The sequence below is a fragment of the Pseudomonas sp. LAIL14HWK12:I7 genome (genome assembly GCF_000483465.1).
Classification (GTDB): domain Bacteria; phylum Pseudomonadota; class Gammaproteobacteria; order Pseudomonadales; family Pseudomonadaceae; genus Aquipseudomonas; species Aquipseudomonas kermanshahensis.
Genome location: NZ_AXYZ01000008.1, coordinates 93,765 through 119,653, shown reverse-complemented (window position 1 = coordinate 119,653; position 25,889 = coordinate 93,765). Strand labels below are relative to the sequence as shown.

The 25,889-nt window shown below is 60.8% G+C and carries 26 protein-coding genes; 12 read left to right on the top strand and 14 right to left on the bottom strand.

Annotation, left to right across the window (positions count from 1 at the left end):
• Positions 1-4 precede the first annotated feature (4 nt).
• Genes D886_RS0109740 through D886_RS0109730 form a run of 3 tightly spaced genes read right to left on the bottom strand, consistent with a single transcriptional unit; the run spans position 5 to position 3,525 of the window.
• Positions 5-1,204, bottom strand: a complete 1,200-nt coding sequence (locus D886_RS0109740; RefSeq protein WP_027593748.1) for an LLM class flavin-dependent oxidoreductase — start codon at positions 1,202-1,204, stop codon at positions 5-7.
• 12 nt (positions 1,205-1,216) lie between these two features.
• A complete protein-coding gene (locus D886_RS0109735; protein ID WP_027593747.1) occupies positions 1,217-2,440 on the bottom strand; it encodes a lipase family protein in 1,224 nt (407 codons plus the stop codon).
• A gap of 11 nt (positions 2,441-2,451) precedes the next feature.
• Positions 2,452-3,525, bottom strand: coding sequence for an ABC transporter substrate-binding protein (locus tag D886_RS0109730; RefSeq protein WP_027593746.1), 1,074 nt, complete (start codon positions 3,523-3,525; stop codon positions 2,452-2,454).
• Here D886_RS0109730 and D886_RS0109725 point away from each other — a divergent pair.
• A complete protein-coding gene (locus D886_RS0109725; RefSeq protein ID WP_027593745.1) occupies positions 3,524-3,781 on the top strand; it encodes a hypothetical protein in 258 nt (85 codons plus the stop codon). The genes D886_RS0109730 and D886_RS0109725 overlap by 2 nt on opposite strands.
• Before the next feature lie 76 nt (positions 3,782-3,857).
• The gene (locus tag D886_RS0109720) at positions 3,858-4,922 is read left to right on the top strand and encodes a sigma-54-dependent Fis family transcriptional regulator (RefSeq protein WP_027593744.1); all 1,065 of its coding nucleotides are present in this window, start codon (positions 3,858-3,860) and stop codon (positions 4,920-4,922) included.
• A 145-nt stretch (positions 4,923-5,067) separates the two neighbouring features.
• Here D886_RS0109720 and ttdB read toward each other — a convergent pair whose 3' ends face one another.
• Genes ttdB through D886_RS0109705 form a run of 3 tightly spaced genes read right to left on the bottom strand, consistent with a single transcriptional unit; the run spans position 5,068 to position 7,971 of the window.
• Positions 5,068-5,676, bottom strand: coding sequence for a L(+)-tartrate dehydratase subunit beta (ttdB, locus tag D886_RS0109715; RefSeq protein WP_027593743.1), 609 nt, complete (start codon positions 5,674-5,676; stop codon positions 5,068-5,070).
• On the bottom strand, positions 5,673-6,572 hold the full coding sequence (ttdA, locus tag D886_RS0109710; RefSeq protein WP_027593742.1) for a L(+)-tartrate dehydratase subunit alpha: 900 nt from the start codon (positions 6,570-6,572) through the stop codon (positions 5,673-5,675). Before ttdA ends, ttdB begins: the two co-directional genes overlap by 4 nt.
• A 49-nt stretch (positions 6,573-6,621) precedes the next feature.
• On the bottom strand, positions 6,622-7,971 hold the full coding sequence (locus D886_RS0109705; RefSeq protein WP_027593741.1) for a dicarboxylate/amino acid:cation symporter: 1,350 nt from the start codon (positions 7,969-7,971) through the stop codon (positions 6,622-6,624).
• Between the two features lie 192 nt (positions 7,972-8,163).
• On the opposite strand from D886_RS0109705, the gene D886_RS0109700 reads away from it, so the two are divergent.
• The 4 genes from D886_RS0109700 to D886_RS0109685 all read left to right on the top strand — a co-directional run bounded on the left by D886_RS0109700 (position 8,164) and on the right by D886_RS0109685 (position 13,466).
• The gene (locus D886_RS0109700) at positions 8,164-9,090 is read left to right on the top strand and encodes a LysR substrate-binding domain-containing protein (protein WP_027593740.1); all 927 of its coding nucleotides are present in this window, start codon (positions 8,164-8,166) and stop codon (positions 9,088-9,090) included.
• A 110-nt stretch (positions 9,091-9,200) separates the two neighbouring features.
• A complete protein-coding gene (locus D886_RS0109695) occupies positions 9,201-9,710 on the top strand; it encodes a sigma-70 family RNA polymerase sigma factor (protein ID WP_027593739.1) in 510 nt (169 codons plus the stop codon).
• Between the two features lie 3 nt (positions 9,711-9,713).
• Positions 9,714-10,661 carry a FecR domain-containing protein gene (locus tag D886_RS0109690; RefSeq protein ID WP_027593738.1) on the top strand — a complete coding sequence of 316 codons (948 nt, stop codon included), beginning with the start codon at positions 9,714-9,716 and terminating at the stop codon, positions 10,659-10,661.
• Between the two features lie 327 nt (positions 10,662-10,988).
• On the top strand, positions 10,989-13,466 hold the full coding sequence (locus D886_RS0109685) for a TonB-dependent siderophore receptor (protein WP_027593737.1): 2,478 nt from the start codon (positions 10,989-10,991) through the stop codon (positions 13,464-13,466).
• A gap of 51 nt (positions 13,467-13,517) precedes the next feature.
• Here D886_RS0109685 and D886_RS0109680 read toward each other — a convergent pair whose 3' ends face one another.
• On the bottom strand, positions 13,518-13,958 hold the full coding sequence (locus tag D886_RS0109680; RefSeq protein WP_027593736.1) for a GNAT family N-acetyltransferase: 441 nt from the start codon (positions 13,956-13,958) through the stop codon (positions 13,518-13,520).
• Positions 13,959-14,125: 167 nt separating this feature from the next.
• Here D886_RS0109680 and D886_RS0109675 point away from each other — a divergent pair, with 167 nt between their 5' ends.
• From D886_RS0109675 to D886_RS0109660, 4 genes are all read left to right on the top strand, one after another.
• On the top strand, positions 14,126-14,380 hold the full coding sequence (locus D886_RS0109675; protein ID WP_027593735.1) for a helix-turn-helix domain-containing protein: 255 nt from the start codon (positions 14,126-14,128) through the stop codon (positions 14,378-14,380).
• Positions 14,364-15,602 (top strand): type II toxin-antitoxin system HipA family toxin, encoded by a 1,239-nt coding sequence (locus tag D886_RS0109670; RefSeq protein WP_027593734.1) that lies wholly within the window; start codon positions 14,364-14,366, stop codon positions 15,600-15,602. The genes D886_RS0109675 and D886_RS0109670 overlap by 17 nt, the downstream gene beginning before the upstream one ends.
• A 111-nt stretch (positions 15,603-15,713) precedes the next feature.
• Positions 15,714-16,193, top strand: a complete 480-nt coding sequence (locus D886_RS0109665) for an isochorismatase family cysteine hydrolase (protein WP_027593733.1) — start codon at positions 15,714-15,716, stop codon at positions 16,191-16,193.
• Between the two features lie 97 nt (positions 16,194-16,290).
• Positions 16,291-18,141: a DUF3857 domain-containing transglutaminase family protein gene (locus tag D886_RS0109660; RefSeq protein WP_027593732.1), complete on the top strand. Its 1,851-nt coding sequence runs from the start codon at positions 16,291-16,293 to the stop codon at positions 18,139-18,141.
• 35 nt (positions 18,142-18,176) lie between these two features.
• Here the strand turns inward: D886_RS0109660 and pbpG are convergent, their stop codons facing one another.
• The 3 genes from pbpG to D886_RS0109645 all read right to left on the bottom strand — a co-directional run bounded on the left by pbpG (position 18,177) and on the right by D886_RS0109645 (position 19,965).
• Entirely contained in the window at positions 18,177-19,100 is a 924-nt protein-coding gene (gene pbpG, locus D886_RS0109655; RefSeq protein ID WP_027593731.1) for a D-alanyl-D-alanine endopeptidase, read from the bottom strand.
• A gap of 240 nt (positions 19,101-19,340) precedes the next feature.
• A complete protein-coding gene (locus D886_RS0109650) occupies positions 19,341-19,523 on the bottom strand; it encodes a hypothetical protein (protein WP_027593730.1) in 183 nt (60 codons plus the stop codon).
• 94 nt (positions 19,524-19,617) lie between these two features.
• Positions 19,618-19,965 carry a hypothetical protein gene (locus D886_RS0109645; protein ID WP_027593729.1) on the bottom strand — a complete coding sequence of 116 codons (348 nt, stop codon included), beginning with the start codon at positions 19,963-19,965 and terminating at the stop codon, positions 19,618-19,620.
• Positions 19,966-20,124: 159 nt separating this feature from the next.
• Here D886_RS0109645 and D886_RS0109640 point away from each other — a divergent pair, with 159 nt between their 5' ends.
• On the top strand, positions 20,125-20,949 hold the full coding sequence (locus D886_RS0109640) for a shikimate 5-dehydrogenase (RefSeq protein ID WP_027593728.1): 825 nt from the start codon (positions 20,125-20,127) through the stop codon (positions 20,947-20,949).
• Between the two features lie 115 nt (positions 20,950-21,064).
• On the opposite strand, the gene D886_RS0109635 is transcribed toward D886_RS0109640, so the two are convergent.
• The 3 genes from D886_RS0109635 to D886_RS0109625 form a co-directional block, all read right to left on the bottom strand.
• Positions 21,065-21,307 (bottom strand): hypothetical protein, encoded by a 243-nt coding sequence (locus D886_RS0109635; protein ID WP_027593727.1) that lies wholly within the window; start codon positions 21,305-21,307, stop codon positions 21,065-21,067.
• 95 nt (positions 21,308-21,402) lie between these two features.
• On the bottom strand, positions 21,403-21,930 hold the full coding sequence (gloA, locus tag D886_RS0109630; RefSeq protein WP_027593726.1) for a lactoylglutathione lyase: 528 nt from the start codon (positions 21,928-21,930) through the stop codon (positions 21,403-21,405).
• Between the two features lie 221 nt (positions 21,931-22,151).
• Entirely contained in the window at positions 22,152-22,511 is a 360-nt protein-coding gene (locus tag D886_RS0109625) for a histone-like nucleoid-structuring protein, MvaT/MvaU family (protein ID WP_027593725.1), read from the bottom strand.
• Positions 22,512-22,870: 359 nt separating this feature from the next.
• Between D886_RS0109625 and D886_RS0109620 the strand changes: the two genes are divergently transcribed.
• On the top strand, positions 22,871-24,160 hold the full coding sequence (locus tag D886_RS0109620) for an OprD family porin (protein WP_027593724.1): 1,290 nt from the start codon (positions 22,871-22,873) through the stop codon (positions 24,158-24,160).
• Positions 24,161-24,251: 91 nt separating this feature from the next.
• On the opposite strand, the gene D886_RS27430 is transcribed toward D886_RS0109620, so the two are convergent.
• Positions 24,252-25,823 carry a metallophosphoesterase gene (locus tag D886_RS27430; protein ID WP_050580742.1) on the bottom strand — a complete coding sequence of 524 codons (1,572 nt, stop codon included), beginning with the start codon at positions 25,821-25,823 and terminating at the stop codon, positions 24,252-24,254.
• Positions 25,824-25,889 lie beyond the last annotated feature (66 nt).

Genomic DNA, 25,889 nt, shown 5'->3' with positions numbered 1-25,889 from the left:
GGCGTCAGCCCCCGTTGCTGGCGTGCAGTTGCACGGGGGTGGGCGCCGGGCGGGCGAGGGCGGCGCGCTGGCCACGGAAGTGCGGCAAGATATGCTCGCCGAGGCGGTAGGCTTCTTCCAGGTGCGGGTAGCCGGCAAGGAAGAACAGGTCGATGCCGATGCCGTGGTACTCGCGGATACGCGCCACCACGTTGGCGTAGCTGCCGACCAGCGCGCAGCCTGGCGGGATGCCGATATAGCCGAAGCCGGTCCACACGTTGGGGTGGATGAAGAAATCGTCGAAGGCCTGCTGCTCGTCCTTGTCGCTGTAGCCGTGCTCGTAGCTCAGCTTGCGTGCGGTGCGCAGGCCCGCGTGGGCGGCGCGGGCCTTGACCGTGCCCTTGGCCACGCCTTCGTCGAAGAAACGTTTGGCCTCGGCCCGCGCGGCCTCTTCGGTCTCGCGGGCAATCACGTCGATGGACAGGCCGAAGCGAATGTCGGTACGTCCCCACTTCAAGGCGCGGGCGCGGATGTCGGCGATCAGCGCGGCGATCTCGTCCGGGTGTTCGGCACGCATCAGGTAGAAGTCCGCATGCTTGGCGGCGAACTCGCGCGCAGCTAGCGAAGAACCGGCGGTGCAGATCAGCGGCAGCTCGGCTTTTTTCAGCGGCCCGCGCAGCCCGCCGCCCTCGGCACGGTAATAGGTGCCCTCGTAGTGGAATTGCTCGTTGTGCCAGTAGCCGCGTACCACGTCCATGAACTCGGTGGCGCGGGCGTAACGTTCGTCGTGGCTCTCGAAGTCGCCGACCTGGCGCTGGAGGGCGTCGGAGCCGCCGTTGATGATGTTCCATACCAGCCGGTTGCCGGTGGCGCGCTGGTAGGTCGCGGCCTGTTGCACGGCCACCCAGGGCGTGTAGTGATAGGGCTGGAACGCGGTGACGAACTTGAGCGTGCGGGTTTCCCGTGCCAGCAGCGAGCACACGGTCCACGGCTCTTCGCCGGTGGGCGCATTGACCATCAGTGCGCCGCCGAAGCCGTTGATTTCCGCAGCGCGGGCGATTTGCCCGAGGTAATCGATGTAGGTGAAGTGATCACCTACCGCGAACCCGGAAACCGCACCGCTGCTATCGCCGCCTGCGTGCCAGTCGCCGCGGTTGCGTGGGTCGCCAGGCAGGTACTGGGTTTCGCCATGCAGTGGCAGGCGGGTGAAGAATTCGATGCTCATGGGGTGGCCTCCTTACTGGACGCTGGGGCTGCAGTTGGGCGTGACTGGCTGGCCGCTGATGACCTGGCGGGCGAAGGGGATCGAGTCCTTGAGCGAGGCGTTGACCGTTTCGCTATGGCCCAGGCCTTTGTACAGGTGGCCCTGCACCACCGAGCCGGCCTTGCAGGCATCCTGCATCAGTGCAACCTGGGTCGCGGCGGCAGGGGTCTTGTCCTCGGCACCGGTGCCGATGAAGATCGGCTGGGCCAGTTTGAGGGTGGGGTACGACACTTGGGCCAGCCACGGTTTGAGCTGGTCGCCCTGGTAGTCCTTTTTGGCGTTGGCGGGGGTCAGGCCGGTGCCGACCACATCACTGACCAGTGCCGACAGGCAACTGGTGCGCGCCTGCTCGAACAGCGGCAGGGCCTTGTCGGTGTAGAAGTCGCGCGGGTCGATGCTCGGGTCGTACTGCTGTGCGGCGAGCAAGGTGTAGAAGCCGTAGGCCAGGGCCGGGTCGACCTTGTTCTGGTCCTGCTCACCGACGTTTTTCGACCCCACGGTGTAGATCACGCCGGTGCCGATGCTGCCCTTGACCCCCAGTTTGGGTGCATAGGTTGCGGCATAGGCACCGGCTGCAAAGGCACCAGCGCCACCCTGGGATTGGCCGATGATCAGGACCTTGTCAGCCAGCCCCGGTACGCCGGCGACCACGGCCTTGGCGGCATCGAGAATGCCGTAGGCGGCCATGCGGTTGTTCAGCAGCGGGTGGCCACCGGGCACACCCAGGCCTTGGTAGTCGGTGGCGACGATGGCATAGCCCTCTTCGAGCCAGCGGTTCAGGTATTGCACATCGCGGTAGGAACGCCCGGCCCAGGACGGTGCGCAGATATCCGCCACCCCGACGGTGCCGTGGCCCCAACTGGCGACCGGCCAGCCACCGGCGGGCGCCGGGCCCTTGGGAATGAACAGCGCGCCAGAGACCACGATTGGCGTCTTGCCGTCGATGCCGTCCAGCGAGGTGTAGAGGATGCGCTGGGCACTGGCGGCGTTGGGCAAGCTGAGCGCTGAGTCCAGCGGCTCGCTGCGCAGCAGTTTACCGGGGGTGTCTGGGATTGCCTTGGACCAGGTGTAGAAGCTCGAAACGCGGCCGTCGCCTTGTTGCGGGTCGGGTTTGGGGGCGTAGGTGTCGGCGGCCAGGGCACCAATGGAAAAGGCCAGGGCACTGAGGCCGAAAACGATGGAAACAGGCAATTTCATGGAAGATGTTCTCAAGGTTGTTGGCTGATTTGAGCGTCCAGGGACGGCCAGTAGTGGGTGAGCTGCAGGTCGATCAGCGCCTGGCGGGTGAAGCCTGTGGCCAGGTCGCTGCTGATGTCGTAGGGCGTGCGGATCAGGCGGTTGGCCAAGGCGTAGTGGCCCAGGGCGTCGTAGTGGGCTTTGAGTTGGGCATCGCTTTTCGGCGCCCAGCGCGCTTTCCAGGCCACCGGGTCGTCCTGGTCATCGCGGCGCAGCACGCTTTCGGCCACCCCGGCGCGGGACGACAGCGCGTAATAGGCGTCGCGGTTCTGCGCTTGGGAGATCCACCAGGCCGCGCGCACCCAGGCCGTGGCCACCAGCTGCGTAAGGTCGGCGTGCTGCTGCACGAAGCGGTCGGTGCCCCACAGGTCGGACACCAGCCGCCAGTCGTTGGCGCCTTGCTTGGTCGACCAGAGAATCCGCGCCACGCCTTTGTCTTCCAGGGCGTAGGCTTCGTTGAGCAGCACGGCGGCATCGACCTTGCCGGCCGACACGGCGGCGGCACCGACCTGCGGGTTGAGGTTGGCGATCTTGAAGTCGGTCAGCTTGAGGCCCTGGCTTTCCAGGAAGTTGCTGAAGGCAAATTCCCAGGGCCGCCCGCGGTGCAGGGCCAGGCGCTTGCCTTTGAGGTCCTGGATGCTGCGCACCGCTGAGCCGCTGGGCACCACCAGGTAAATGTTGTTGCCGCTGCCACCCGGCACGATCAGCTTGCCGGGCACTTGGCCGGCGCCAGCGATGACCGAGGGCAGGTCGCCGCGTACGGCGAAGTCCAGGCTGTCGTTGCTGAAGCCTTCGTTGATTTGTGGCCCGGCGCCGGCGTGGGGCAGGGCGGTCCATTGCAGTTTCACGCCGCGGGCGGCCAACTGCTGTTCGAGCCAGCCGTCTTCGATCACCCGCCCCGGGATGCCCCCGAAGACCGGCGCGCCGCCTTGGGTGAAGGCAACGATGGCGATGCGCACCGCTGCCGGTGGCTCGGCGGCCAATGTGGTCAGGCTGAGTAACAGGCCGCCCAACAGGGCCAGGCCGTGACGCCAGAGTGTGTTCATGTGCGGCTCCAAACAAGGGTTCAACAGGTCTGGGCCGCGTGCTGCAGCGAACCAGGCATTGCCAGGCCAGGAGCGAAATGCATGCCAGTCTTTGAAAAGGTGGCTGCAGGCCTTTAACGGCGGGGCCTTCAGCACATGGGAGGGGCGCGGCGTGGAGCCCAGCCTGCTGATCGGCACGCAGGGCAGTGCTGGCGCGTTGCTGCTGCAGCAGCAGTCGGCTGCTGGAAAATCAAATATTCAAAAATGGAATATATAAAGATGAATTAATAATTTTTTGATCTAATTTGTTTCGGGCACTATGAGGCTGCGCGTCAATTGCCAGGAATGCCCCCATGTCGCTGATCACCCACCCTAATGCCCGAGAGCTGACCAAGTCGGTACGTGCCACCGTGCTTGTGTTCAAGGACCCTCGCTCCCAGGAGCTGCTCAGCCGTATCGAGCGCCTGGCGCCCAGCGAGGCCAATACCCTGATCATCGGCGAAACCGGAACCGGCAAAGAACTTGTCGCTCGCCACATCCATCAGCTGAGCCGCCGTGGCCGCGAACCGTTCGTGGCGGTGAACTGTGGTGCCTTTGCCGAAACCCTGGTGGAAAGCGAACTGTTCGGCCATGAGAAAGGGGCGTTCACCGGTGCCACCTCGAACAAGGCCGGTTGGTTCGAGGCGGCCAATGGCGGCACGCTGTTTCTCGACGAGATTGGGGACCTGCCGTTGAGCATGCAGGTGAAGTTGCTGCGGGTGCTGCAGGAGCGCGAAGTCGTGCGGCTGGGCTCGCGTACACCGATCCCGATCAACGTGCGCCTGGTGGCCGCGACCAACGTCAACCTGGCCGACGCCGTGGTGGCGGGGCATTTTCGCGAAGACCTGTTCTACCGCCTGCACGTCGCCACCATCCGCCTGCCACCGCTGCGTGAGCGGCCCGGCGACATCCTGCCCTTGGCCGAATTTTTCATCGAAGAGCATTGCCGGCGCCTGGGTTATGAACGTGCGTCGCTCAGCCCGGATGCCGAGCGCAAATTGCTGGCCCACAGCTGGCCGGGCAACATCCGCGAGTTGGAAAACGCGATCCACCATGCCTTGCTGGTATGCCGCTACCAGGTGGTAGCGCCCGCAGACCTGCACTTGGTGGACATGAGGCCGCAAGGGGCGGCCCAGGTGTATGCCACGCAGGCCAACGCACCGGCCGCGCTCGCGGCGCCGCCTAACCTTGAAAGCGCCTTGTTGGCGTTGTTCGAGCAGAACGTGCCGAACCTGTATGAGCACATCGAGGAGACGGTGTTCCGGGCGGCGTATCGGTATTGCCACGGGAACCAGCTGCAGACCGGGCGGTTGTTGAACATCAGCCGCAACATCGTGCGGGCGCGGCTGGAGAAGATTGGCGAATTGTCGAAGGCATGAGGTGCCTGTATCGGGGCTGCTGCGCAGCCCATCGCCGGCAAGCCTGGCTCCCACAGGTACTGCACATGGCTTGAGGTCTGTGCAGTCGAGGTGGGAGTCCGGCTTGCCGGCGATGGGCCGCATTAGCGGCCCCGATTTGGCGCGGTTATTTGATGAAGCGAACCTGGCTGTTGATCTTCTCGATCACCGCCCCTTTGCGCGCGTTGAAGCGGGCCTTGTTCTGTTCGAACAGGTTATTGCCCTTGGTGTCGATGGAAATGATCAGCGGGCCGAACGCCCGTACCCGGTTGACCCACAGGGTTTCAGGCATCCCCAGGTCTTGCCACTCGGCACGTTCGATCTCTTCTACCTGCGTTGCAGCCAGCACCGCACAGCCCCCTGGGAACACCGCATGCACGGCTTTGTTTTCCAGGCAGCCGGTGGTGGTTTCCGGCCCCATGCCGCCTTTACCAATGATCAGCTTGACGCCGGTTTGCTCGATGAACTGCTTTTCGAACTTCTCCATGCGCATGCTGGTGGTCGGGCCAATGGACACCATCTCGAAACTGCCATCGTCTTTTTTTCGCACGATAGGCCCAGCGTGGAAGATCGCACCGCCGCGCAAGTCAACCGGCAACTCTCGCTTGAGCTCGATCAAACGACGGTGCGCGACGTCGCGGCACGTCACCAACTGGCCGGTGAGATAAACCACATCGCCGACATTGAGGTTGGCCAGGTCTTCGTCTTTGATCGGGGTGGTCAGGATCTTTTTCACAGTACTACCCCTTCGTGCGAGAGGATGTCGTAGGACAGGTCGGCGTTGATGCGGATCTTGCCGCGGCGGTGCGCCCAGCAACCGGTCGATACCGCGACGCCAATGGTCGAGGGGTGACGCGCGGAAGACTCGATGTTCACGCCCATGACACTGCTGTTGCCAGTCAGCCCCTGCGGGCCGATGCCGATTTCGTTGAGGCCGTCTTCCAGGAGCTTTTCCATCATGGCGGCGCTTTCGTTCGGGTGGCTGGAATCGACCGGGCGCAGGATCGCCTTTTTCGACAGGCGCGCAGCGGTCTCCACCGAGGTCGACACGCCAACGCCAACCAGCAAGGGCGGGCACGCATTGACGCCTCGCGAAGTGATCACGTCGAAGACGAACTCGGTGACCCCTTCATAGCCCTGGCCTGGCATCAGCACCTTGGCCGAGCCTGGCAAGGTGCAGCCACCACCGGCCATGTACACATCGACAATGGCGTAGTCGGCATCCGGGATGATTTCCCAGTCCAGCCACGGGATCTTCGAGCCGGTGTTGGTGCCGGTGTTCTTCTCGATGAAGGTTTCTACCGCGTTGTGGCGCAGTGGGCCCTTGATGGTGGCCTCTTTGGTGGCGTTTTCCAGAATGCCTTCAAGCTCGCTCAGTAGCGGGAACCTGGCCCCCGCCGAGATGAAGTACTGAATGACCCCGGTGTCCTGGCAGCTGGGGCGGTCGAGCTTGTCGGCGTACTCCTGGTTGTCGGCCATCGAGTCATACACGGCGATGGCCAGCGGGTTGGTTTCTGCGGCGCGCAGTTTTGCGGTTTTCTCCTTGACGTCTTTGGGCAGGCGCTTGCCGATATAGGCGGTGAACTTCGCCATCACGTCGGTGAGCGATGACACGGCTGATTCTTTATCCACGGTTTTTTCCTCACTGCATCACAAGGCTGATTGTTCGATGTCTGGGTGTTCAGGGGGCCAGGGTGCCGCTGGTGCTGGCCTCCCTGTGTAGAAGCGGGGTGTGTAGCTGAGTGGCCTCGGGTTTTTCGGGTTCTGCGGGTAGCTGGCCGTCCAGCACCTGGGCCATGCGCGGTTTGTCCAAAGCGCCAACCCAGTGCGCGATGGCCACGGTGCCGACGGCGTTGCCGATGGTGTTGGTGATGGCGCGGGCCTCGGACATGAAGCGGTCGACGCCCAGCAGCAGCACCATGCCGGCCACCGGGATGTTGTCCATGGTTGCCAAAGTTGCGGCCAGGGTGATGAAGCCAGAGCCGGTCACGCCTGCAGAGCCTTTGGAGGTCAGCAGCAGCACGCCCAGCACGATCAACTGGTCCATCAGCGTCAGTGGCGTGTTGGTGGCCTGGGCGATGAAGATGGCCGCCATGGTGTAGTAGATGCATTGCCCGTCCGGGTTGAAGGTCAGGCCGGAAGGGATCACCAGGCCCACCACCGGTTTGGACACGCCGACCTTCTCCAGCTTGTTCATCAGTTGCGGCACCACCGACTCCGATGAACTGGTGCCCAGTACGGTGAACAGTTCTTCCTTGAGGTACTTGAGGAACTTCCACAGGCTGAAACCGGACAGCCGAGCGATGGCGCCCAGCACAATCACCACGAACAGGAAGCAGGTCAGGTACATGGTTGCCATCAGCTTGCCGAGCGAGACGATCGAGCCCAGCCCGTACTTGCCGACGGTAAATGCCATTGCACCGCAGGCCGCGAGCGGCGCCACGCGCATGATCATGCCGACGATGAAGAACATGCCGTGGGAGAACGCTTCAAGCACATCGACCATCGGTTTGCCGCGCGGGCCCAGGTGCGAGAGGGCGATGCCGAACAAGGTCGAGAACAGCAGGATCGGCAAGATCTCATTCTTGGCAAAGGCATCGGTCACGCTGCCGGGGATGACATGCAACAGAAAGTCGATGAACCCGCCCGAGCTGTTTGCAGCTGCCGCGGTGTAGGTGGAAATGCTTTTGGCATCGAGGGTGGCCGGGTCGACGTTCATGCCTTGCCCAGGCTGTACAAGGTTGACCACGACCAGGCCCAGCACCAGGGCAAAGGTGGACAGTACCTCGAAGTAGATCAGCGCACGTACGCCCACGCGGCCGAGCTCTTTCATGTTTTCCATCTTGGCGATGCCCAGCACCACCGTGGCGAAAATGATCGGTGCGAAGACCATCTTGATCAGTTTGATGAAGGCATCGCCCACCGGCTTGAGGTCGGCGCCGACCTGTGGCCAGAACACCCCGATCAGTACCCCGAGGGTTACCCCGATCAGCACCTGCACGTACAACTTGCCTAACACTCGCTTGGCCATTGCCGTCTCCGAATTATTGTTGTGAGTCGGTTCTTGTGGCGGCTGGGCTTATCGGTGGCGGCAGGCAACACCTGGCCGTGGCAGCTCGATAGCCCAGGTTTCTTAGGGTTAATCACGCAGGGCCAAGGTAATGGTTTTTCAAAAACCGTGTAATACAATGAAATTCAACTCATTGTTTCCTTCAGGTTAATTATGAACCCAGTGTCCGAGCTGGCTTTTTTCACCCAGCTCATCCGCGTGGGCAGCCTGGCTGCCACCGCGCGTGAGATGAACCTGACCCCACCTGCGGTCTCCAAGCGCCTGGCGCAATTGGAACAGCGGCTGGGCGTGCGGTTGCTCAACCGCACCACACGCAGCATCAGCCTGACCGCCGAGGGCGAGACCTACCTGGTCAATGCCCGGCGCATACTGGGTGAGATCGAGGAGATGGAGCGCCAGGTGTCCAGCAGTCGCGCCGAGCCCAAGGGCCTGCTGCGGGTCAATGCGCCGTTGGGCTTTGGCCGTACCCATGTGGGGCCGGCGATTTCATCGTTTGCCAAGCGTTACCCCGAGGTGGAGGTGCAACTGCACCTGACCGATCGGCCCATCCAGCTGCCCAATGACGCAATCGATGTGGCTATCCGCTTTGGTGAACTGCCCGACTCGCGCCTGATCGCGCGCAAGATCGCAGCCAACCGTCGCAGGCTGTGTGCCGCACCCAGCTACTTGGAAGCCTGCGGAACACCCGAGGTGCCCAAGGACCTGGCTGCACACAATTGCATCGTGTTACGCCAGAACGATGCCGCCTTTGGCGTCTGGCGCTTGAGCCGTGGCAAGCAGTCAGAATCGGTCAAGGTGCGTGGAAGCCTGAGCACCAACGATGGTGAGGTGGCGTTGAACTGGGCGTTGGAGGGGCAAGGCATCCTGATGCGGGCCGAATGGAACCTGGCGGACCACTTGCGCAGCGGGCGCCTGGTGGAGGTGTTGGGTGATTACCAGACACCGCCGGCGGATATCTACGCGGTTTACCTTGAGCGTTTGAACCTGTCCGCGAAGGTGTCGTGTTTCATCGAGCACTTGAGGGCGTTTTTTAAAAGCCATGCCGATGGACCGGAAGACAGCTTGGCGGCATGGCAGTAGCCGCATGAATGAAGCCATGAATGATGTCGCGTGAATGAAGAGTTGCAGAGCGTTGGATGGCTCATGTTAAATGAGAGTCATTATTAAAGACGTCCTGACCGGTTCACCCCATGTCCTGCGCTGACCCTTCCCTGCAAAAAACCGTGCATACCCTATACGCGGAGCACCATCCCTGGCTGTGCGGTTGGCTACGCAACAAGCTGGGGTGTGTCGAGCATGCGGCGGACCTGGCCCAGGACACGTTCATCCGCGTGCTGACCCTGCGCAAGGCGGCCGAGCTGCGCGAGCCACGGGCGTACCTCTCCAGCATCGCTCGTAGCTTGATGATCGACATGTTCCGCCGCCGTGCTGTTGAGCAGGCCTACTTGGAAACGCTCGCCGCCCGCCCCGAGCAGGTCGACGTTTCGCCCGAGGCGCGTACGTTGATCATCGAAGCGTTGATGGAAATCGACCGCCTGCTCGACGGCCTGGGCGCCCGCACCCGGGAGATTTTCCTGATGGCCCAGCTGGATGGCTTGAGCTATGTCGAGATCGGGCGACGCCTGGACATTTCGGTTACCACCGTCAAGAAGCATGCAGTGCGGGCACTGACCCATTGCCTGATGCTGGCTGAGGACTGAACCGTGGCCGGGGCCCCGCCACTGGATCGGAACGTGCTCGAAGCCGCGGCGAGTTGGTATGTCGAGTTGCGCTGCGATGCCGATGAACATACGCGCGCCGCGCATCAGCGCTGGTTGCTCAGCGATCCACTTCACCGGCAGGCCTGGGAGCGCCTGGCGCGCTTGCAGGGCACCTTCGAGCACGTGGCACCGGGCATCGCTCGGCCAACCCTGAGCAGTGCCAGGGCCAAGCGCCGCGAAGTGCTCAAGGTGATGTCGATTGTGCTGGCTGCGGGTGGGGCAGGGGGGCTGGCCTGGCACGAGGGGGGCATCGCGCGGTTAATGGCCGACCAACGCACAGGGGTTGGCGAGCGCCGTTCGCTGCGCCTGGAGGATGGCAGCCGCTTGCAGTTGAACACCGCCACCGCCGTCGATATCCGTTACACCGCCCAATGGCGCGCCTTGCACCTGTTGGGCGGGGAGATCCTTGTGCAAACCGCGCGCGACGCGCAGGCCCGAGCGTTCATCGTGCACACCGAACAAGGCAGCATTCGCGCCCTGGGCACGCGTTTTACTGTCCGCTGTGATGCTGACGTCACTCGGGTTTGCGTGCTGGAACATGCCGTGGAGGTACGCACGGCGAACTCGCTGGCGGCCGTGCGTGTCGAGGCCGGTCAGCAGCTAATCTTTCGCGCGGATGAAGCCGGCCTGGTGCAGCCCGCGACAGCGCTGGCGGATGCCTGGACCCGCGACATGCTGGTGGTGGACGACTGGCGCCTTGCCGATGTTGTTAGCGAACTGCAACGTTATCGGCCCGGCCATTTGGGGTGTGACGCGGCCGTGAGCGAGCTGCGCCTGTCCGGCGCGTTTCAGCTGGGCAATATCGATACTGCCCTGGACAACCTCACCCGCACCTTGCCGGTACGCATTCGGCGGTTCAGCCGGTTCTGGACGCGGGTCGAGGCTGTTTGAGGGCTTAGGGGGGAAGGTGTTCGCTCAGCATTTTCAGCGCCTATGAGATCGAGCGCCGCCCGCGCGGCGCTTCGCAGTACAAGGCTGCTCCTACAGTTGTTTCGGGCCAGTCGCGCCTGTGCGCAGGAATAATTGCCCCGAAAAAATGTAGGAGCAGCCTTGTGCTGCGAAACGCCGCGTGCGGCGCTCGATAGACGCCTCACCTCAAAACCAAAAGCAGGCACTCTTTTACCCAAGGGGGGTTATCGATTTCAATTCTCATTCGACTTGTTAAGTAGAGGCGCATCAGACGCCGTAAAAAACTGCCGCAGGGCGAAAGGAATACCCATGCTCCCTTCAGACACTCGCAACCCCGTTATCCTCATCAACTGTGCCAAAAACCCCTTGACGCGGGCGGTCAATCGCGCGCTGTTCAGCATCGCGCTCGCGACGCCTCTGGCTGCGGCGATGATCGCCCCGCCAGCCATGGCCCAGACCCGTGTCGAAGCCGCATTCGACATCCCGGCCGGCCCGCTGGGCGCTGCGCTCACCCAGTTCGCGGAGGCGGCGGGGGTGACCGTGTCGTTCGAGCCGTCCTACGTGCAGTCGTTGAAGTCGCCAGGCTTGCATGGCCGCTACAGTGCCGAGGCCGGGCTGCGCCAATTGCTGGTAGGCAGCCAGTTGCAGGTGCTGCGCCAGGCCAATGGCAGCTATTCGCTGTTGCCCATGGTCGGGGATGCGTCGACGCTGCAACTCGACAGTACCAGCATCACCGGCACGTCCGTGGAGTCGGCCTACGGGCCGGTAACCGGTTACGTCGCCACCCGCAGCGCGACGGGGACCAAGACTGATACGCCGATTCTGGAAATCCCGCAGGCCATCAACGTCGTCACTGCCGACCAGGTACAGGCCCAGGGCGCGCGCAACCTGACCCAGGCATTGCGTTATACGCCGGGGCTGGCAACGGGGGGGTTCACCGATCGCAACAGCATTGCCGACGAAATCACCAGCCGCGGCTTCGCCCCGACCCCGCTGTACCTGGATGGCGCGTACCTGCCGTATGCGGGCAGCCTGGGCGGCGCGCCACAGATCGACCCCTATACCCTGGAACGCATCGAGGTGCTCAAGGGCCCATCGTCGGTGCTTTACGGGCAAAACCAGCCGGGCGGGCTGATCAACATGGTCTCCAAACGCCCGACCCGCGAGCAGCGCAACCAGGTCAAGCTGGGTGCCGGCAGTTACAACCGGGCCAACGGTGCGTTCGACACCAGCGGCCCATTGGATGAGCAGGGCGCGTTCACCTATCGCCTGGTCGGTGTGGCCGACAAAGGCAACGAGCAGGTGGCGCACACCCACAGCGAACGCCTGCTGCTGGCGCCAAGCCTGACCTGGGCGCCGAACGAAGACACCGCCCTGACGGTGCTGGCACAGGTGCAGCGCGACGACGGCCTTGCCGACTACCAGTCGCTGCCGATGATCGGTTCGCTCAAGCGTGGCCCGACGGGCCAGCGCATCGACCGCGACTTCTTCTCGGGCGACTCGCATTACAACGATTACAAGCGTAACCAGTACATCTTCGGCTACGACTTCAGCCACCGTTTCAGCGATGACCTGGCGGTACGTTCCACAGCGCGCTACACCGATGTGCGTGACCGCTACAAAGGCTTCTACCTGCGCAGTTTCGTTTCGGACGACGAGGGGGTGGATTACACCCGGGCCAACCGGGTCAAGCTCGACTGGCGCCAGCACAATATCGCCTACACCCTCGATAACAATCTTGAGTACAAATTCAATACCGGCGCGCTGCAGCACACCACACTGGCCGGCGTGGACTACCGCCACTTCTCCCGCAAATACGATGGCTATAACGCCTACAACGTGTTGCCCGTCGACCTCTACGGCAAGAACAACTACGACACCAGCAGCGTAACCCCTGTGCTGGACACCCAATGGGATAATACCGTTCGCCAGACTGGGGTGTATGTGCAGGACCAGATCAAGCTCGACCAGTGGATCTTGACCGTTGGTGGGCGCCAGGACTGGGCAGAAATCGACAACAAAGACCTGCTGGCCAAAAGCATCGCTTCACAGCGTGACAACAAGTTCACGGGCCGTATCGGCCTGACCTACGTCACCGAGTTTGGCCTGGCGCCTTACGTCAGCTATTCCCAGTCGTTCTTGCCGACACTGGGCACGGACAGCGCCGGCAAGTCGTTTGAGCCGACCGAGGGTGAACAGTACGAAGTGGGGGTTAAGTACCAGCCACTCGAGGGCACCTTGCTCACCGCGTCGTTGTTCCAGGTCAAGCAGAAGAACGTGCTGACTCAGGACGACGACAACCCCCAGTACCAGGCGCAGGACGGTGAGGTGCGCTCGCGTGGCGTTGAACTTGAACTCAAGTCCACCCTCGACAACATCGACGTGCTGGCGGCAGCCACCTACATCGACTCGTTCTACACCAAGAGCAACTACGGCGACCAAGGCAACCGCAGCGAGTCGCAGGCGCCGGTATCGGCGTCCCTGTGGGTGGATTACCACTTTACCCAGGCCATGCTCAACGGCCTCACCTTCGGCGCAGGTGCCCGCTACACCGGCCGTAAACCGGGTGATTCGTCCAACTCGTTCGACGTGCCGGCCTACGCGGTGTATGACGCTACCGTCAGCTACGACCTGGGCAAATTCGACGCGAGCCTGCGCGGTTTGCAGGCCAGCCTGAATGTACAGAACATCTTCGACCGCGAGTATGTGTCGGACTGCAACTACGCGTTCGGTTGCTATTACGGCCAAGAGCGCGTGGCGTCGGTGGAGATGACCTACGATTGGTGATCGGGGGGTAGCCATGACCGGTGTTCGCGGGTTCGCGTGCGAACACCCGCCTCACGAGAGGAATTTGACAAAGATGAGCTCGGGATCGCCTTCATCCAGGTTGTCGATCTGCCCGCTCCTGATGAAGCCCAGTTTGCTAAGAAGACCCTGCATCGGAGCATTCGATGCATTCGTCGAAGTGAACAACTTGCTACCCCTGCATTGCGCCTCCAATGTCCGCATGATGGCTCCGGCAATACCGCGGCGGCGTGCCGACTCCCTCACCACGACCAGCGCAATGAAGGGATGGTCGTAGAAGGCGTCGTTGAGTACGCCGTACCCCGTCAGTAGCGAGGCATCGTGCGCGTCCGCAGCTACCCAGCATTGGCGACTGGCGATTGCCTGGGCGATGAAGGATCGCCGTTGCGGCGCGTGCCGGGCAATGGCGTCCAGCGCTATAAGCGCATCGACGTCTTCGGGCTGAGCGAGGCGTGGGGTTGAGTGCAAATCCATTGTGCGGGCTGCCATGGAAGGAGAGTGGCGAGTTTAGCGGCGAAGACGAGTAAGCTGCGAGCACTCATCCGATTTGATCTATAAAACGCTATACAGCGTTTTTTGAATCAAATACGATGCATTTATCGGATTCTTCAATTAATGCACTGTATATGATGCGTGGCGATATGGGCGACCTAGGGCTTCTGATCAAAAAATTGCGTAAAGAGGCAGGCCTTTCCCAAGCGCAGCTTGCTCTACGGCACGGCATGAGCCGCGCGACCATCTCGGGGATTGAAAACAATACGATTGCGGAGGTCGGGATTCGCAAGGTTGCAGCGATCCTGGAGGGATTGGGGTATGAGTTGACGGCTATACCCAAGCGTCGACGCATGACGCTCGACGAACTAAAATCCGCAAGTGTCCATGATCATGGTCGCTGATCGTTTGTATATTGGTGCCAGCGGTGTGGCCGTCGGCACGCTCGGGCGCAGCGAGGCCAATACGCGCGATTCGATCTTCTCCTATAACGGGGCGGTCGCTCAGGAGCAAGCAGTCTCGCTGACCATGCCAGTACGTCTTGAGAGCTATACCTGGGAATACGGAATCCATCCACTGTTCGAAATGCACATCCCTGAGGGATACCTCAGAGACGAACTCGTGCGGCGTTTCAGCAAGTCAGTACGCGGTTTTGACGACTTCGCCTTGCTCGGTATCGTTGGTCCGCACCAGTTGGGCCGTATCAGCATCGCCCATCAAGTAAATGGCGAGCCGCTGCCGGGGGTCAAGCTCGCCTCGTTATTGATTCATGATGGGGCAAAGGATCTGTTTGATGATCTGATGAGAACTTACGCGTCGTACTCCGGGGTGTCAGGTGTACAACCTAAGGTATTGGTACGTGACATTGGCGATGCCGAGGTCGAGGTTGAGGTTGAGCGGCTCACGCATCGTGGTGCCACGCACATAGTCAAGGCGTTCAACGAATCTGACTTCCCGCAACTGGCGGCGAATGAGTTTTTTTGTATGCGGGCAGCATTCTATTGCGGTCTAGAGGTCCCTGAGTTTCAACTCAGTCAGCATGCAAGGTTCCTGGTTGTTAAGCGGTTCGACATCGGCGATAGCAACTACCTCGGCTTCGAGGACATGTGCGTGCTATCCGGCTGGGGGACAAGAAAGAAGTATGACGGCAGCTACCAGGGCTGCGCACAGCTGATCAAGTCCTACGTCACGCCTAGCCGAGTGACCAAGGCGCTGGAGGACTTTTTCATCATGGTGGCGCTTTCTGCGGGTATTCAGAACGGCGACGCGCATTTGAAGAATTTTGGTTTGCTCTATGAAAACTGCGCTGAAGACGCCGACATCTGGCTCGCACCGGTTTACGACCTAGTGACGACAACCGTGTACAAAGCCAATGACATCATGGGGCTGTTGCTGGGAGGGTCCAAGGCGTGGCCGAAGCGCAAGATGCTGGTTCAGTTCGGGCGTAGCGCCTGCAATTTCACAGAAGCCCGCTGCAACGAATTGCTCGGTAGAGTGCATACAGGGATGAACTCTGCACTGGCGGAGATTTCCGAGTACCGAAACCACCATCCTGAATTCGAGGTGGTTGGGGCAAAGATGGAAGCTGCGTGGATCGCGGGGATGGCTAGAAGTATCAGACCTTAGCATTGCATCGGCGGTAGCCTCGATGCGGGTCATGCAGGCACTGTTTTCAGCAAACCGCAGTGCTAGCACCACGTTATACTCGGCGCTTTTTGCCCATGGCCGGAGACCCTTATGCGCCAGGTTTTGCTCATCGTCGATGTTCAATCCACCTTCAGCCCGCCCGAATGGCTGGTCGACGGTTTGCGGCGGTTGTCGGCGAATATCCCGACCATCGCCTCGGTCGAACTGCACGATGAGCAGGCCACGCCGTTCCAGCGTCAGTTGGGCTGGCACCCGGCAGCCGAGGACGAGAGCCTGGTCGAAGCAGACCAGGTGTTCGTCAAGCATGGCTACGGGCAGACCGTCGAAACCCTCGAATACATCAAGCAACTGGGCGTGGAGCGGGTGCTGGTGTGCGGCATGCAAACCGAAACCTGCGTGCTGGCTGCAGGCTTTGCGTTGTTCGATGCGGGGCTCACGCCAACCCTGGTGACCGACATGACGGTAGGGTCGTCGCTGGACAGGTCCGGGAAGATGGGCATCGACCTGTGGAAGCACCACTTCCGCCAGGTGACGACGTCTGCCGAGGTGTTGGCCGCGCTGGCGATGTGAGCACAGGAAGTGCAATCATTTTGCTATCCTTCTACGCCAATGAGTATCATTGTCGATTAATGACGGCCTCGATACACCTGGATTGAGAAGGATCTCCATGCTGAAACAGTCTTACCTTGTCGCTGTGCTGCTGCCGCTTGCAATGAGCTGGTGTGGCTCGGCGCAAGCCTTCACCGATGGCACTGACCGCTCCGTGACCTTGGAAAAGGTCGAGCAGACCTTTGTCGTGCAGAAGGATGGCAGCCACCGCCTGGACGTCGACAGCGTCTTGCTGATCAATGACGAACGCGCCATCAAGGCCCGCGCCCAGCAGCCGGTGAGCTTCAACCGCTCGCTGGAAACCATGGAAGTGATCGAGGCCTACACGCAAAAGCCCGATGGGCGCAAAGTGCGGGTGGATGCCGCACACATCAAGGAACAGCAAGAGCAGGCGTCTGCGCAGGCGCCGATGTTTCAGGACAGCGTCAATAAGGTGATCATCTTCCCTGAGGTCGCGGTGGGGGATCGCCTGGTTCTGCATTACCAGCGCAACCGTGTCACGCCGCTGTTCCCGGGGCAGTTCGAAGACATCACCGTGCCGGAATTCCACCCGGTCGGGCAGTTCACGCTGACCTACGACATGCCCGAGGACATGCCCCTGCAAGCGGACGCGCGCAGCTTCAAGGCGTCGATGCCAGCGGCTGCACCCGGGCGCAAGGTCTACCGCTGGGATTACGTACCGGCGGACCGGGCGCGGATCGAAGCCAGTGCGGTGTCCTACCTGGACTACGGGCACTATCTGGCCGTCTCGACCTTCACCGATTTCAAACAGTTCGCCGAGGCCTACCAGGCACGGGCCAAGGTCGAGGTCACGGCACCGATCACCGAGTTGGCGCACCGCCTGACGGCCCACTTGCCTACCGCACGGGAAAAGGCGCTGACGCTCAGCGACTGGGTGCGTGAGAACATTCGCTATGTCGCCGTGTATGTCGGTGCCGGTGGGGTGGTGCCACATGCCGCGCAGACCGTGCTGGACAACCGCTACGGTGATTGCAAGGATCATGTGGCATTGCTTGAAGCGCTGCTGGCGGCGGCGAGTATCAAAAGCACACCGGCCTTGATCAACCTGGGCAATGCCTATGTGTTTCCCAAGGTCCCTGCGCTGGGGGTGTTGAACCACGTGATCACCTACGTGCCGAGCCTGGACCTGTATTTGGACTCCACCGACCCTTCGATTGCCGCAGGCTACTTGCCGCTGGGCACATTGAACAAGCGCGTGCTGCTGACTGCCACAGGCGAGTTCGGGCGTACCCCGGCCATACAGCTCAACAAGGTATCCAGCGACCTCAAGTTCAAGGTCAACGGCAAGGGAGCGGCGGACTTCACCAACGTTGCCACCGTGCAAGGCTGGGCCAGCGAGGTCAGCCGTTATGGGGTTAAATCGATGAAGCCGGCCGACCGTGAACTGCTCGTCGAAAAAGTGCTCGGCGCCTATGGGCAGCGCGGCAACGGCACGTTCGAGGTACGCCCGCCGAGCGCCAGTGGCGAGTTTGTCAGCACCGTCGATGGGCGCACGGAAAACCTCGTCAACTTGCCCGGGCCGGTGGGGGTGGTGGCCTTGAGCAGCCTGGCAGGGGGCATCTCGCAGAACGTCTACAGCTTCGCCATGGAAAAGGAGCGCAGCCAGCACTTCGTGTGCATTTCCAACGACACCGTGGAAACATCGCGCTTCGAATTCCCACCGGAGGTCAGCGTGCTGGCAATCCCCAAACAGGTGCGTCTGCAAGACGCCAATGTGGAATACAGCGCGCGGTACGCTCAGGAGGGAAATGCGGTGGTGATCGAGCGGCACTTCAAGTTCAGCCGCCCGAACGTGGTGTGTTCACCCGAGGATTTTGCCGCCATGAAGCCGACGCTCGAGGCGATGGTCAAGGACCTGCAGAGCCAGATCATCGTGCAAGCGAGCTAGCCCCCAGGTCGTACGCCAATAGCAACGCGCCTGGCTTACTCGGCCGCCAAGCGCCCCTTCACCCGGTCAGCCTTGTACTGCATGGCCACTGCTGGCGCAGGCTTGGCTGCACCGGTTTCCAGCCACTGGCGCATGCGGCTGGCATCGGCAAAGTGGGTGTACTTGCCGAAGGCATCGAGGATCACCATGGCCACCGGGCGGTTGTCCATGCGGGTCAGCAGCACCAGGCAGTGGCCAGCCTCGTTGGTGAAGCCGGTTTTGGTCAGCTTGATGTCCCAGTTGCTCTTGTTTACGAGGTGATCGGTGTTACGGAAGCCCAAGGTGTAGTTGGGCGCGCGGAAGGCCACGGTCTTCTCGCGGGTGGTCGACAGTTCGCTCAGCATCGGGTACTTGCGCGACGCCATCAACAGCTTGGACAGGTCGCGGGCGCTGGACACGTTCTGCGTCGACAGGCCAGTCGGCTCGACATAGCGGGTGTGCGCCATGCCCAGGCTGCGGGCCTTGGCGTTCATGGCTTTGATGAACGCCGGGTAGCCGCCGGGGTAGTGGTTGGCCAGGCTGTTGGCCGCACGGTTTTCCGACGACATCAGGGTAATCAGCAAGGTCTCGCGGCGGTTCAGCTGGCTGCCCAGGCGCACCCGCGAATACACACCCTTCATCTCCGGGTTGTTGGCGATGGTCATGGTGAGCATTTCATCCATGGGCAGCTTGGCGTCCAGCACCACCATCGCCGTCATCAGTTTGGTCACCGAGGCAATGGGCACCACGCGGTCGGCGTGGCTGGCATACAGTTCCTGATTGGTGTTCAGGTCGATCAGCAATGCGCTGCCCGAAGCCAAGTGCAATTTGGCCGGGTCACGTTGCACCTGGGCCGGGGGTTGTGCAGCAGCAGTCGACGGGAGGGTCGCGGTACCTGTGAGCAACAGCAGCAGGCTGAGGATGGACAGGGATGTTTTCACGTTGAGGCTCACTAAAAGTTGGTATGTCGTTGGCTGTGCAAGGGTTTTCCCCCAAAAAACCGCTGCATTGTGGAGTATGGTCGAAGTGCTGTCGATTGCTCGTTGAAGCGACCCGGCGAAATGAAAAAAGCTTCATGCTGGATCGGTTCTGCCGCCTCCACTCGTCGGATCACACGGGCAAAAAAAAAGACCCGCCAAGCGGCGGGCCATAAGGTAGGGAGCAACGCACAACAAATACTGTCAAGCGACCAGGGTATCTGGCTGCAACTGGTCGGCCAGGGCTTGAGCCGAGGCGCGGGTCGCCAAGGGGCCGCTCACGGGTTCACCGTTACGCACCAGGTACCAGCAGGCCAGCAGGCCCTGCTGGCGCAGTGAAGGGGGGACGGCGCTGCCGACGACGGACATGATCTGGATAGTGGCCATGTGGACCTCCTGTAAAACATGGCCCTACCTTACGCAGCGGCCGCAGCGGTTTGAAATTAACTGAGTTGATAGTGATCATTGGTTTTATCAACGATCACCAACGGGGTGGCCCGTAGTACACCGGGGGCGGGCCGTAATAAGGGCGATAGCCCGGTGGCGGCGGGGCCGGTGCATAGTAGGGCTGGTAGTACACCGGCTGCGGCGGCGGCTGTACGTAGACGGGCTGCGGTGCGTAATAGACTGGCTGGCGCTCCACATACACGGTGCGATCACGCCCGCCATAAACCGTTGCCCCCACCACGGCACCGACCACCGCCGCGCCTAACAGCGGGCCGGGTCCATACCAACCACCGCCACCACCATGGCCACCATGGGCAGCAGCTTGTCCGCTGATGGCCAGGGCACCGACCAGCAGGGCGATTACGGGAATGTGACGGTTCATAAAGCGTCCTCGCAGGGCAACCCACAGATGGGGCCCTAATACTATGACTCTGCCTCTGTCAGCTGAGCACAGGGAAACGGTAAAGGTTGTGTAAGGGACGACAAGCGGCTGCGTCTGATACGCTGAACAAACGATTCAGTTCTGAAAATGGAGCAGGTTATGTCGACAACTCCCAGCAGAGACACGGTGCTGTGCATCTCCCTGGCCGGGCGGCCCGGCACCTTCGGCGTGCGTTTCCACAACCACCTCTACCAACAATTGGGGCTGGACTTCTACTACAAGGCCATGAGCACTGACGACCTGCCGGCGGCGGTCGCAGGCATTCGTGCCTTGGGCATTCGCGGGTGCGGGGTGTCGATGCCTTACAAGGAAGCCTGCATGGCCTTGGTTGACGAGGTGGACCCGTCCGCTGCGGCAATCGAGTCGGTCAATACCCTGGTCAATACCGGTGGCCATCTGAAGGCCTACAACACTGATTACCTGGCGGTGCGACAGTTGCTGGCGCAACACGAGGTCGACCCGGCGACTGCGTTTGCTCTGCGCGGCAGTGGTGGCATGGCCAAGGCGGTGGCGAGTGCCTTACGTGACGCGGGCTTTACCCAGGGCACGATCGTCGCGCGCAATGAACAGGCGGGGCGGCAACTGGCGGACGTTTGTGGTTATCGCTGGGTGGCCGAGCTCGGAGACCTGTGCCCGCCGATGCTGATAAACGTGACGCCGATCGGCATGGCCGGCGGGCAGGAGGCCAACGCGCTGGCCTTTAGCGAACAGGCCATTGCGGCAGCCGAGCGGGTGTTCGATGTGGTGGCGATGCCGGCGCAGACGCCGTTGATTCGCCGGGCCCGGGCGTTGGGCAAGCCAGTGATCACTGGCCTGGAGGTGATTGCGCTGCAGGCGCTGGAGCAGTTCGTGCTGTATACCGGCGTGCGGCCTACGCGTGAGCAGGTGGAAGCGGCCGTCGCATACGCGCGCGACCCTCTGTAGGAGCAGCCTTGTGCTGCGAAGAGGCCGGTAGAAGGATCATCAATCTCTGATCGCTGCACCGGCCTCTTCGCAGCACAAGGCTGCTCCTACAGGAGGGCGCGCTATGTTGCGTCAATCAGAACGCTTTATGCCCCTCGTCCAGTTGCTGATCCACCAGCGCACGGCCATGGGCCAGCGACACATGCTGGGCATTCTCAAGGTCTGAGAAGAACTTCATCGGCATTGAGATGCGCTTGCTGGTGTGCCCTTCAGGGTCGGTGATCAGGCAGCCGGCGGCATAGGGCAGGGGGGAGTCGGGGTGGGGCATCACACTGGCGGTGATGGTGTACTTGCGGTGCTCACAGTGAAGAGATTGCATCGTCCTTACCTCGCTGTGCTTATGAAGCGGTTACCTTCATATACCACAGCAAGGGGCCGGGAGTTCCCGGCCCGACGAGCGAATAGCGTTGTGCCTCAGCCTTTGAGTTCGGTCGGCTGGATCACTTCGACCCAGTAACCGTCCGGGTCCTTGACGAAGGCCAGGTGATTCATGCGGCCATCTGCCAGGCGTTTCTGGAAGGGCACGTCGAGTGCTTCGAAGCGCGCGCAGGCCTCACGCACGTCCGGCACCGAAACGCAGATATGGCCGAAACCGCGTGGGTCGGTGTTGCCGTTGTGGTAGGCAAAATCGGCGTCGTTTTCGGTGCCGTGGTTGTGGGTCAGCTCCAGAACGCCTGGGATCGACTTCATCCACTGGTGGCGCGCGGCGTCATCGGCAGGGATCTGCGCCGGGTCGACCAGGGCCAGGAAGTACAGGCTGAAGGCGGCTTCCGGGAAGTCGCGCTTGTCCACCAGGCGGAAGCCCAGAACACGGGTGTAGAAGTCCAGCGACTTCTCGATGTCCTTGACCCGCAGCATGGTGTGGTTGAAGACGAACTTGGAGGTGGCGGCATCCGGCTGCGCGGTGACGCCAGGCAGGGTTTGCAGATCGTGCAGGCTCATGGGAACTCCTGAGACGGGGCCGGTGCGCGGCACCGGCAAAACAGACAGGCTGGCCATGATACGGCAGTGAAGCGATTGCGCAAATGAAAGCGCCCTGCACGAGGCAGGGCGCTTGAATTAGAGGCCCGCATGTGCGGGCGCGTGGGGTCGCTAGTCCTTTAGCTGTCTCGATACTGAGCCAGCGCTTGTGAAAAAAGTGTGAAGTCCATGTGGACGTTTCATCAGCGTACCCAGCTTTCAACGGTGGCAGCGCCGTACTCTTCTTTCCAGGCTTTCAGCCCGCGATGGTTGCCGCCTTTGGTCTCGATCAGCTCGCCCGTGTGCGGGTTTTCATAGACCTTGACCACGCGTGGGCGGCGCTGTTGTTTGGGGGCTGCGGCAGTAGGGCGGGTGGCAGCCTTGGGGTCGAGGATGGCGATGATATCGCGCAGACCCTTGTCATAGCTTTTCATCAGGCCGACTAGTTTCTGCTCGAATTCGATTTCGCGTTTGAGGCCGGCATCCTTTTTCAGCGCTTCCAGTTGAGCCATTTGTTCCTGAAGCGCTTTTTCGGCAGCTCGAAACTCTGCAAGTCTGGACACTGTAATCACTCCTGTACGTCTTTCGTGGCAGGGCGTGACGAACATTGAAGAAGAACAAAACGCCGGCCACGGGGTGGGTTCCGCTGTTCGCTGATATCGAGTGTAGTCATTCATCGCTACTGGGTAAACTGCAAACTTTTTATAAGTAAGCACGGAACTTTACAGGTTTTTCATGCGCCAGTTTTTGACGACTTCGACGGGGCCGGCGACTGGCTCTAGACCAAGGTCCAATAGCCCGGAATAGAGCCTTTGACCGATCCTTTCAGATGATGCTCGGCGACTGTTCGAGCGTGTCGCAGTACCGCAGCAGGTGTTTGCTGCAGGTTGTTTTTCGCCTTTCTTTCTGGATATTTCCTCGCATGTTTGCCCCCCTCCCTCACGCCCCTGGGCGCCGTGTTGTCGGCCTGTTCCTTTTGTGTGCCGGCGTCAATGCCCAGGCCGCCGGTTTTCTTGAAGACAGCAGCGCCAAGGTTGAAGCGCGCAATGTCTACTTCAACCGGGATTTCCGTGACGGCTATAGCAGTTCCAGCCAGGGCGCGTCCAAGCGCGAAGAGTGGGCGCAAGGCTTTATTCTCAATGTTCTGTCGGGTTACACCCAAGGGCCGGTAGGGTTTGGCGTGGATGCGCTGGGCATGGTCGGTTTCAAACTCGACTCCAGCCCTGCGGACAGTAACAGCGGCCTGTTGCCGTCGTCTGGCCATGATCCACGGCACTCGGCTGATCAATACGCGAAGATGGGCTTGGCGGCCAAGGTCAAGGTGTCCAGCACCGTGCTCAAGTATGGCTCGATGATGCCGGATGTGCCGTTGCTCAAGTACAACGATGGGCGCTTGTTGCCGACGATGTTCCATGGCGCGATGCTCACCTCTGAAGAAGTGCGCGATTTGAAGTTTACCCTGGCCCGCCTGGACAAATACACCGCGCGTGATTCCACCGATCGCCAGGACATTCGTGTGCACTGCAAGAACAAGCGCTATGCCTGCGACATCGAAGCCGACCACTTCGACCTGGCAGGCCTCGATTACCGTTTCAATGACCGCGTCAGCGCTCAGTATCAAGTGGCCAAGCTTGAAAACATCTATCGCCAGCACTTCCTCGGTCTGGTGGCCAGCCAGCCGCTGGCGGTAGGCAGCCTGTCGGCCGACCTGCGCGTGATCAAGAGCGACGACATCGGCAATGCCCGCGCCGGCGACATCGACCACCGTGCCTTCAGTGGCATGCTCGGCTACAGCCTGGGCGGCCATAAGGTCAGCGCCGGCTGGCAGCGCATGTACGGCGAAAGCGCCATGCCTTACCTGGATGGCAGCAACCCGTACCTGGTCAACTACGCCCAGGTCAACGACTTTGCCGCCGCCCAGGAGCGTTCCTGGCAGTTGCGCTACGACTATGACTTCAAGGCACTGGGTGTGCCCGGCCTGACCTTCTTCACCCGTTACATCAATGGCGACCACATCAAGGTCCCGGGTAGCACGGCCGAAGGCAAGGAATGGGAACGCGACACCGAGTTCAAGTACCAGGTGCAAAGTGGCACGTTCAAAGACGTCAGTGTGCGCCTGCGTAATTCCACCTACCGCAGCAACTATGAGAAGTGGGCGCGAGATATGGATGAGACCCGCGTCATTGTAAGTTACAACTTTTCTGTGTGGTGATATATGTGAGCCCAGGCCTATATGACCTGGGCTCACTCCGCAGGGCTGATGCTTGTCCTCGCGCCGTTAGCGCACAGGCCTGTAGGTTGGCTCAGGTGCCACAGCCTTGAAACATATTTTTCAGATCAAGGGTGGCATCCTGCCCATCCACCAGTCCGGCGGATTGGTAACGTACGTGAATACGCGTGTTCATGAAGTTGTCTGGTTCCGGAAATAGAATTTCACGAGAGCGACTTCCTTGAGCAGCCCCCCTAAGCTCACTTATGAAATTGCCTTGAAGCGTATAAAGCGCAACACGGAACCAGTAGTTGCCCGGCGCATAGTTAGGGTAGGGCGGGCTCCATTGGATGCGGAAGCTATTGTTGGGGTTGCCGGGTTCCCCTAGGCTCACATAACACACGTCTTTCGGGGACAACAGCGCATTCAAGGTAGTTGCTGTGCCGTCGTACGTTTTGACGGGGGTAGCACTGCCACTGTCATACACGCGAATGCGGTAGTTGTAGCGTGTGTAGGGCGTCAGGTTCTCAATGGTTACCTTTTTTCTGCTGTCGGAGCGCACGTACGGCTTTCCATCAATCGAAACTTCGAAATGGGAGATGTCGCGGTCCCGTACATGAAGTAACGGTAATGTGAAGTCTAGCGATTCGGGCCAGGGTAAAACGGCCGGCTCTGGTACATAGAATCTAATAGGGATTGTCAAAAGGGGGCGCGTCAGCAGGGTATTATCCTTTGCCTGCTTAACCGTGAACGCATTGGCTTGAGGGTCAGCTTCACCGACCAAAAAGGTTTGATAAATAGGGGATCCCGAGTCCAGAACAGGCACATCACCAATCTTGCCTCGAAGGGCAAGCTCGTGTGTATGGCCCATGAAGATGGCCAACACCTTGTATTTGTTCACCATTTCCTGGAACCGCGTTCGCTCGGCTGCGCTTCCCCAGTCGTTGTCTTCGGGGTGTCGATGCATGTTGATAATAATCAGCTTGCCGGCTTGGTCAGCAATTTTTAGCTGGCTCTCCAACCAATCGAGAGAGGGTTTGATGTGAACGGTTTTATCCTCCTGGTTAAACCAGCCGCTAAAGCTTTTTTTATACGCAAAATGATTGTGTAGTTGAATGAACGCGAAATCTCCGAACGTTTTTCTGTAGGCCATGCTGCCGTGATATTTTTGCCAGGTAGGATTGCCATCGCCTTCTTGGTACTGGTCAAAAGCGTCCACATCCCAGCCCTTTATATCTTCGGTCAAGTGGGTAACGACGGAGAGCATGGCGCATTCATTGAGGCCGCAATCGTCGACGTTATTTTCATAGTCATGATTGCCCAGTCCATAATAAGTGCCAGCCAGCATCCGACCCTTCATGATGTTCCACTGGTACCGGTGGCCAAACTCAGTAACGTCGCCGTTGAGTATGATCGGTATGCCACCCCCATAGGCGTCTCGATAGGCCGTGATGGCAGCATTCTGCGCATCCAGAAGGGGTAACGACTCCCCGGGGTAGTCAGAACCGCTGGGCGAGCGTGGGTATTGAGTGTCTGATTGGAAAACGAAGCGTTGCGTTACGGTGTCGACTTCTGCAAGCGCACAATTATTAAGATACCCTGACAACAATAGGGTGCTGAGAAATACACGAGCGAGGGGGACTCGGCGTTTTTTAAAACTGAGCATATTTTAATCTCTTCGCGGAAGGTAGGCGAATGGTGAGTGCGCAGTCTGATAAAAGCCTGAACCCTT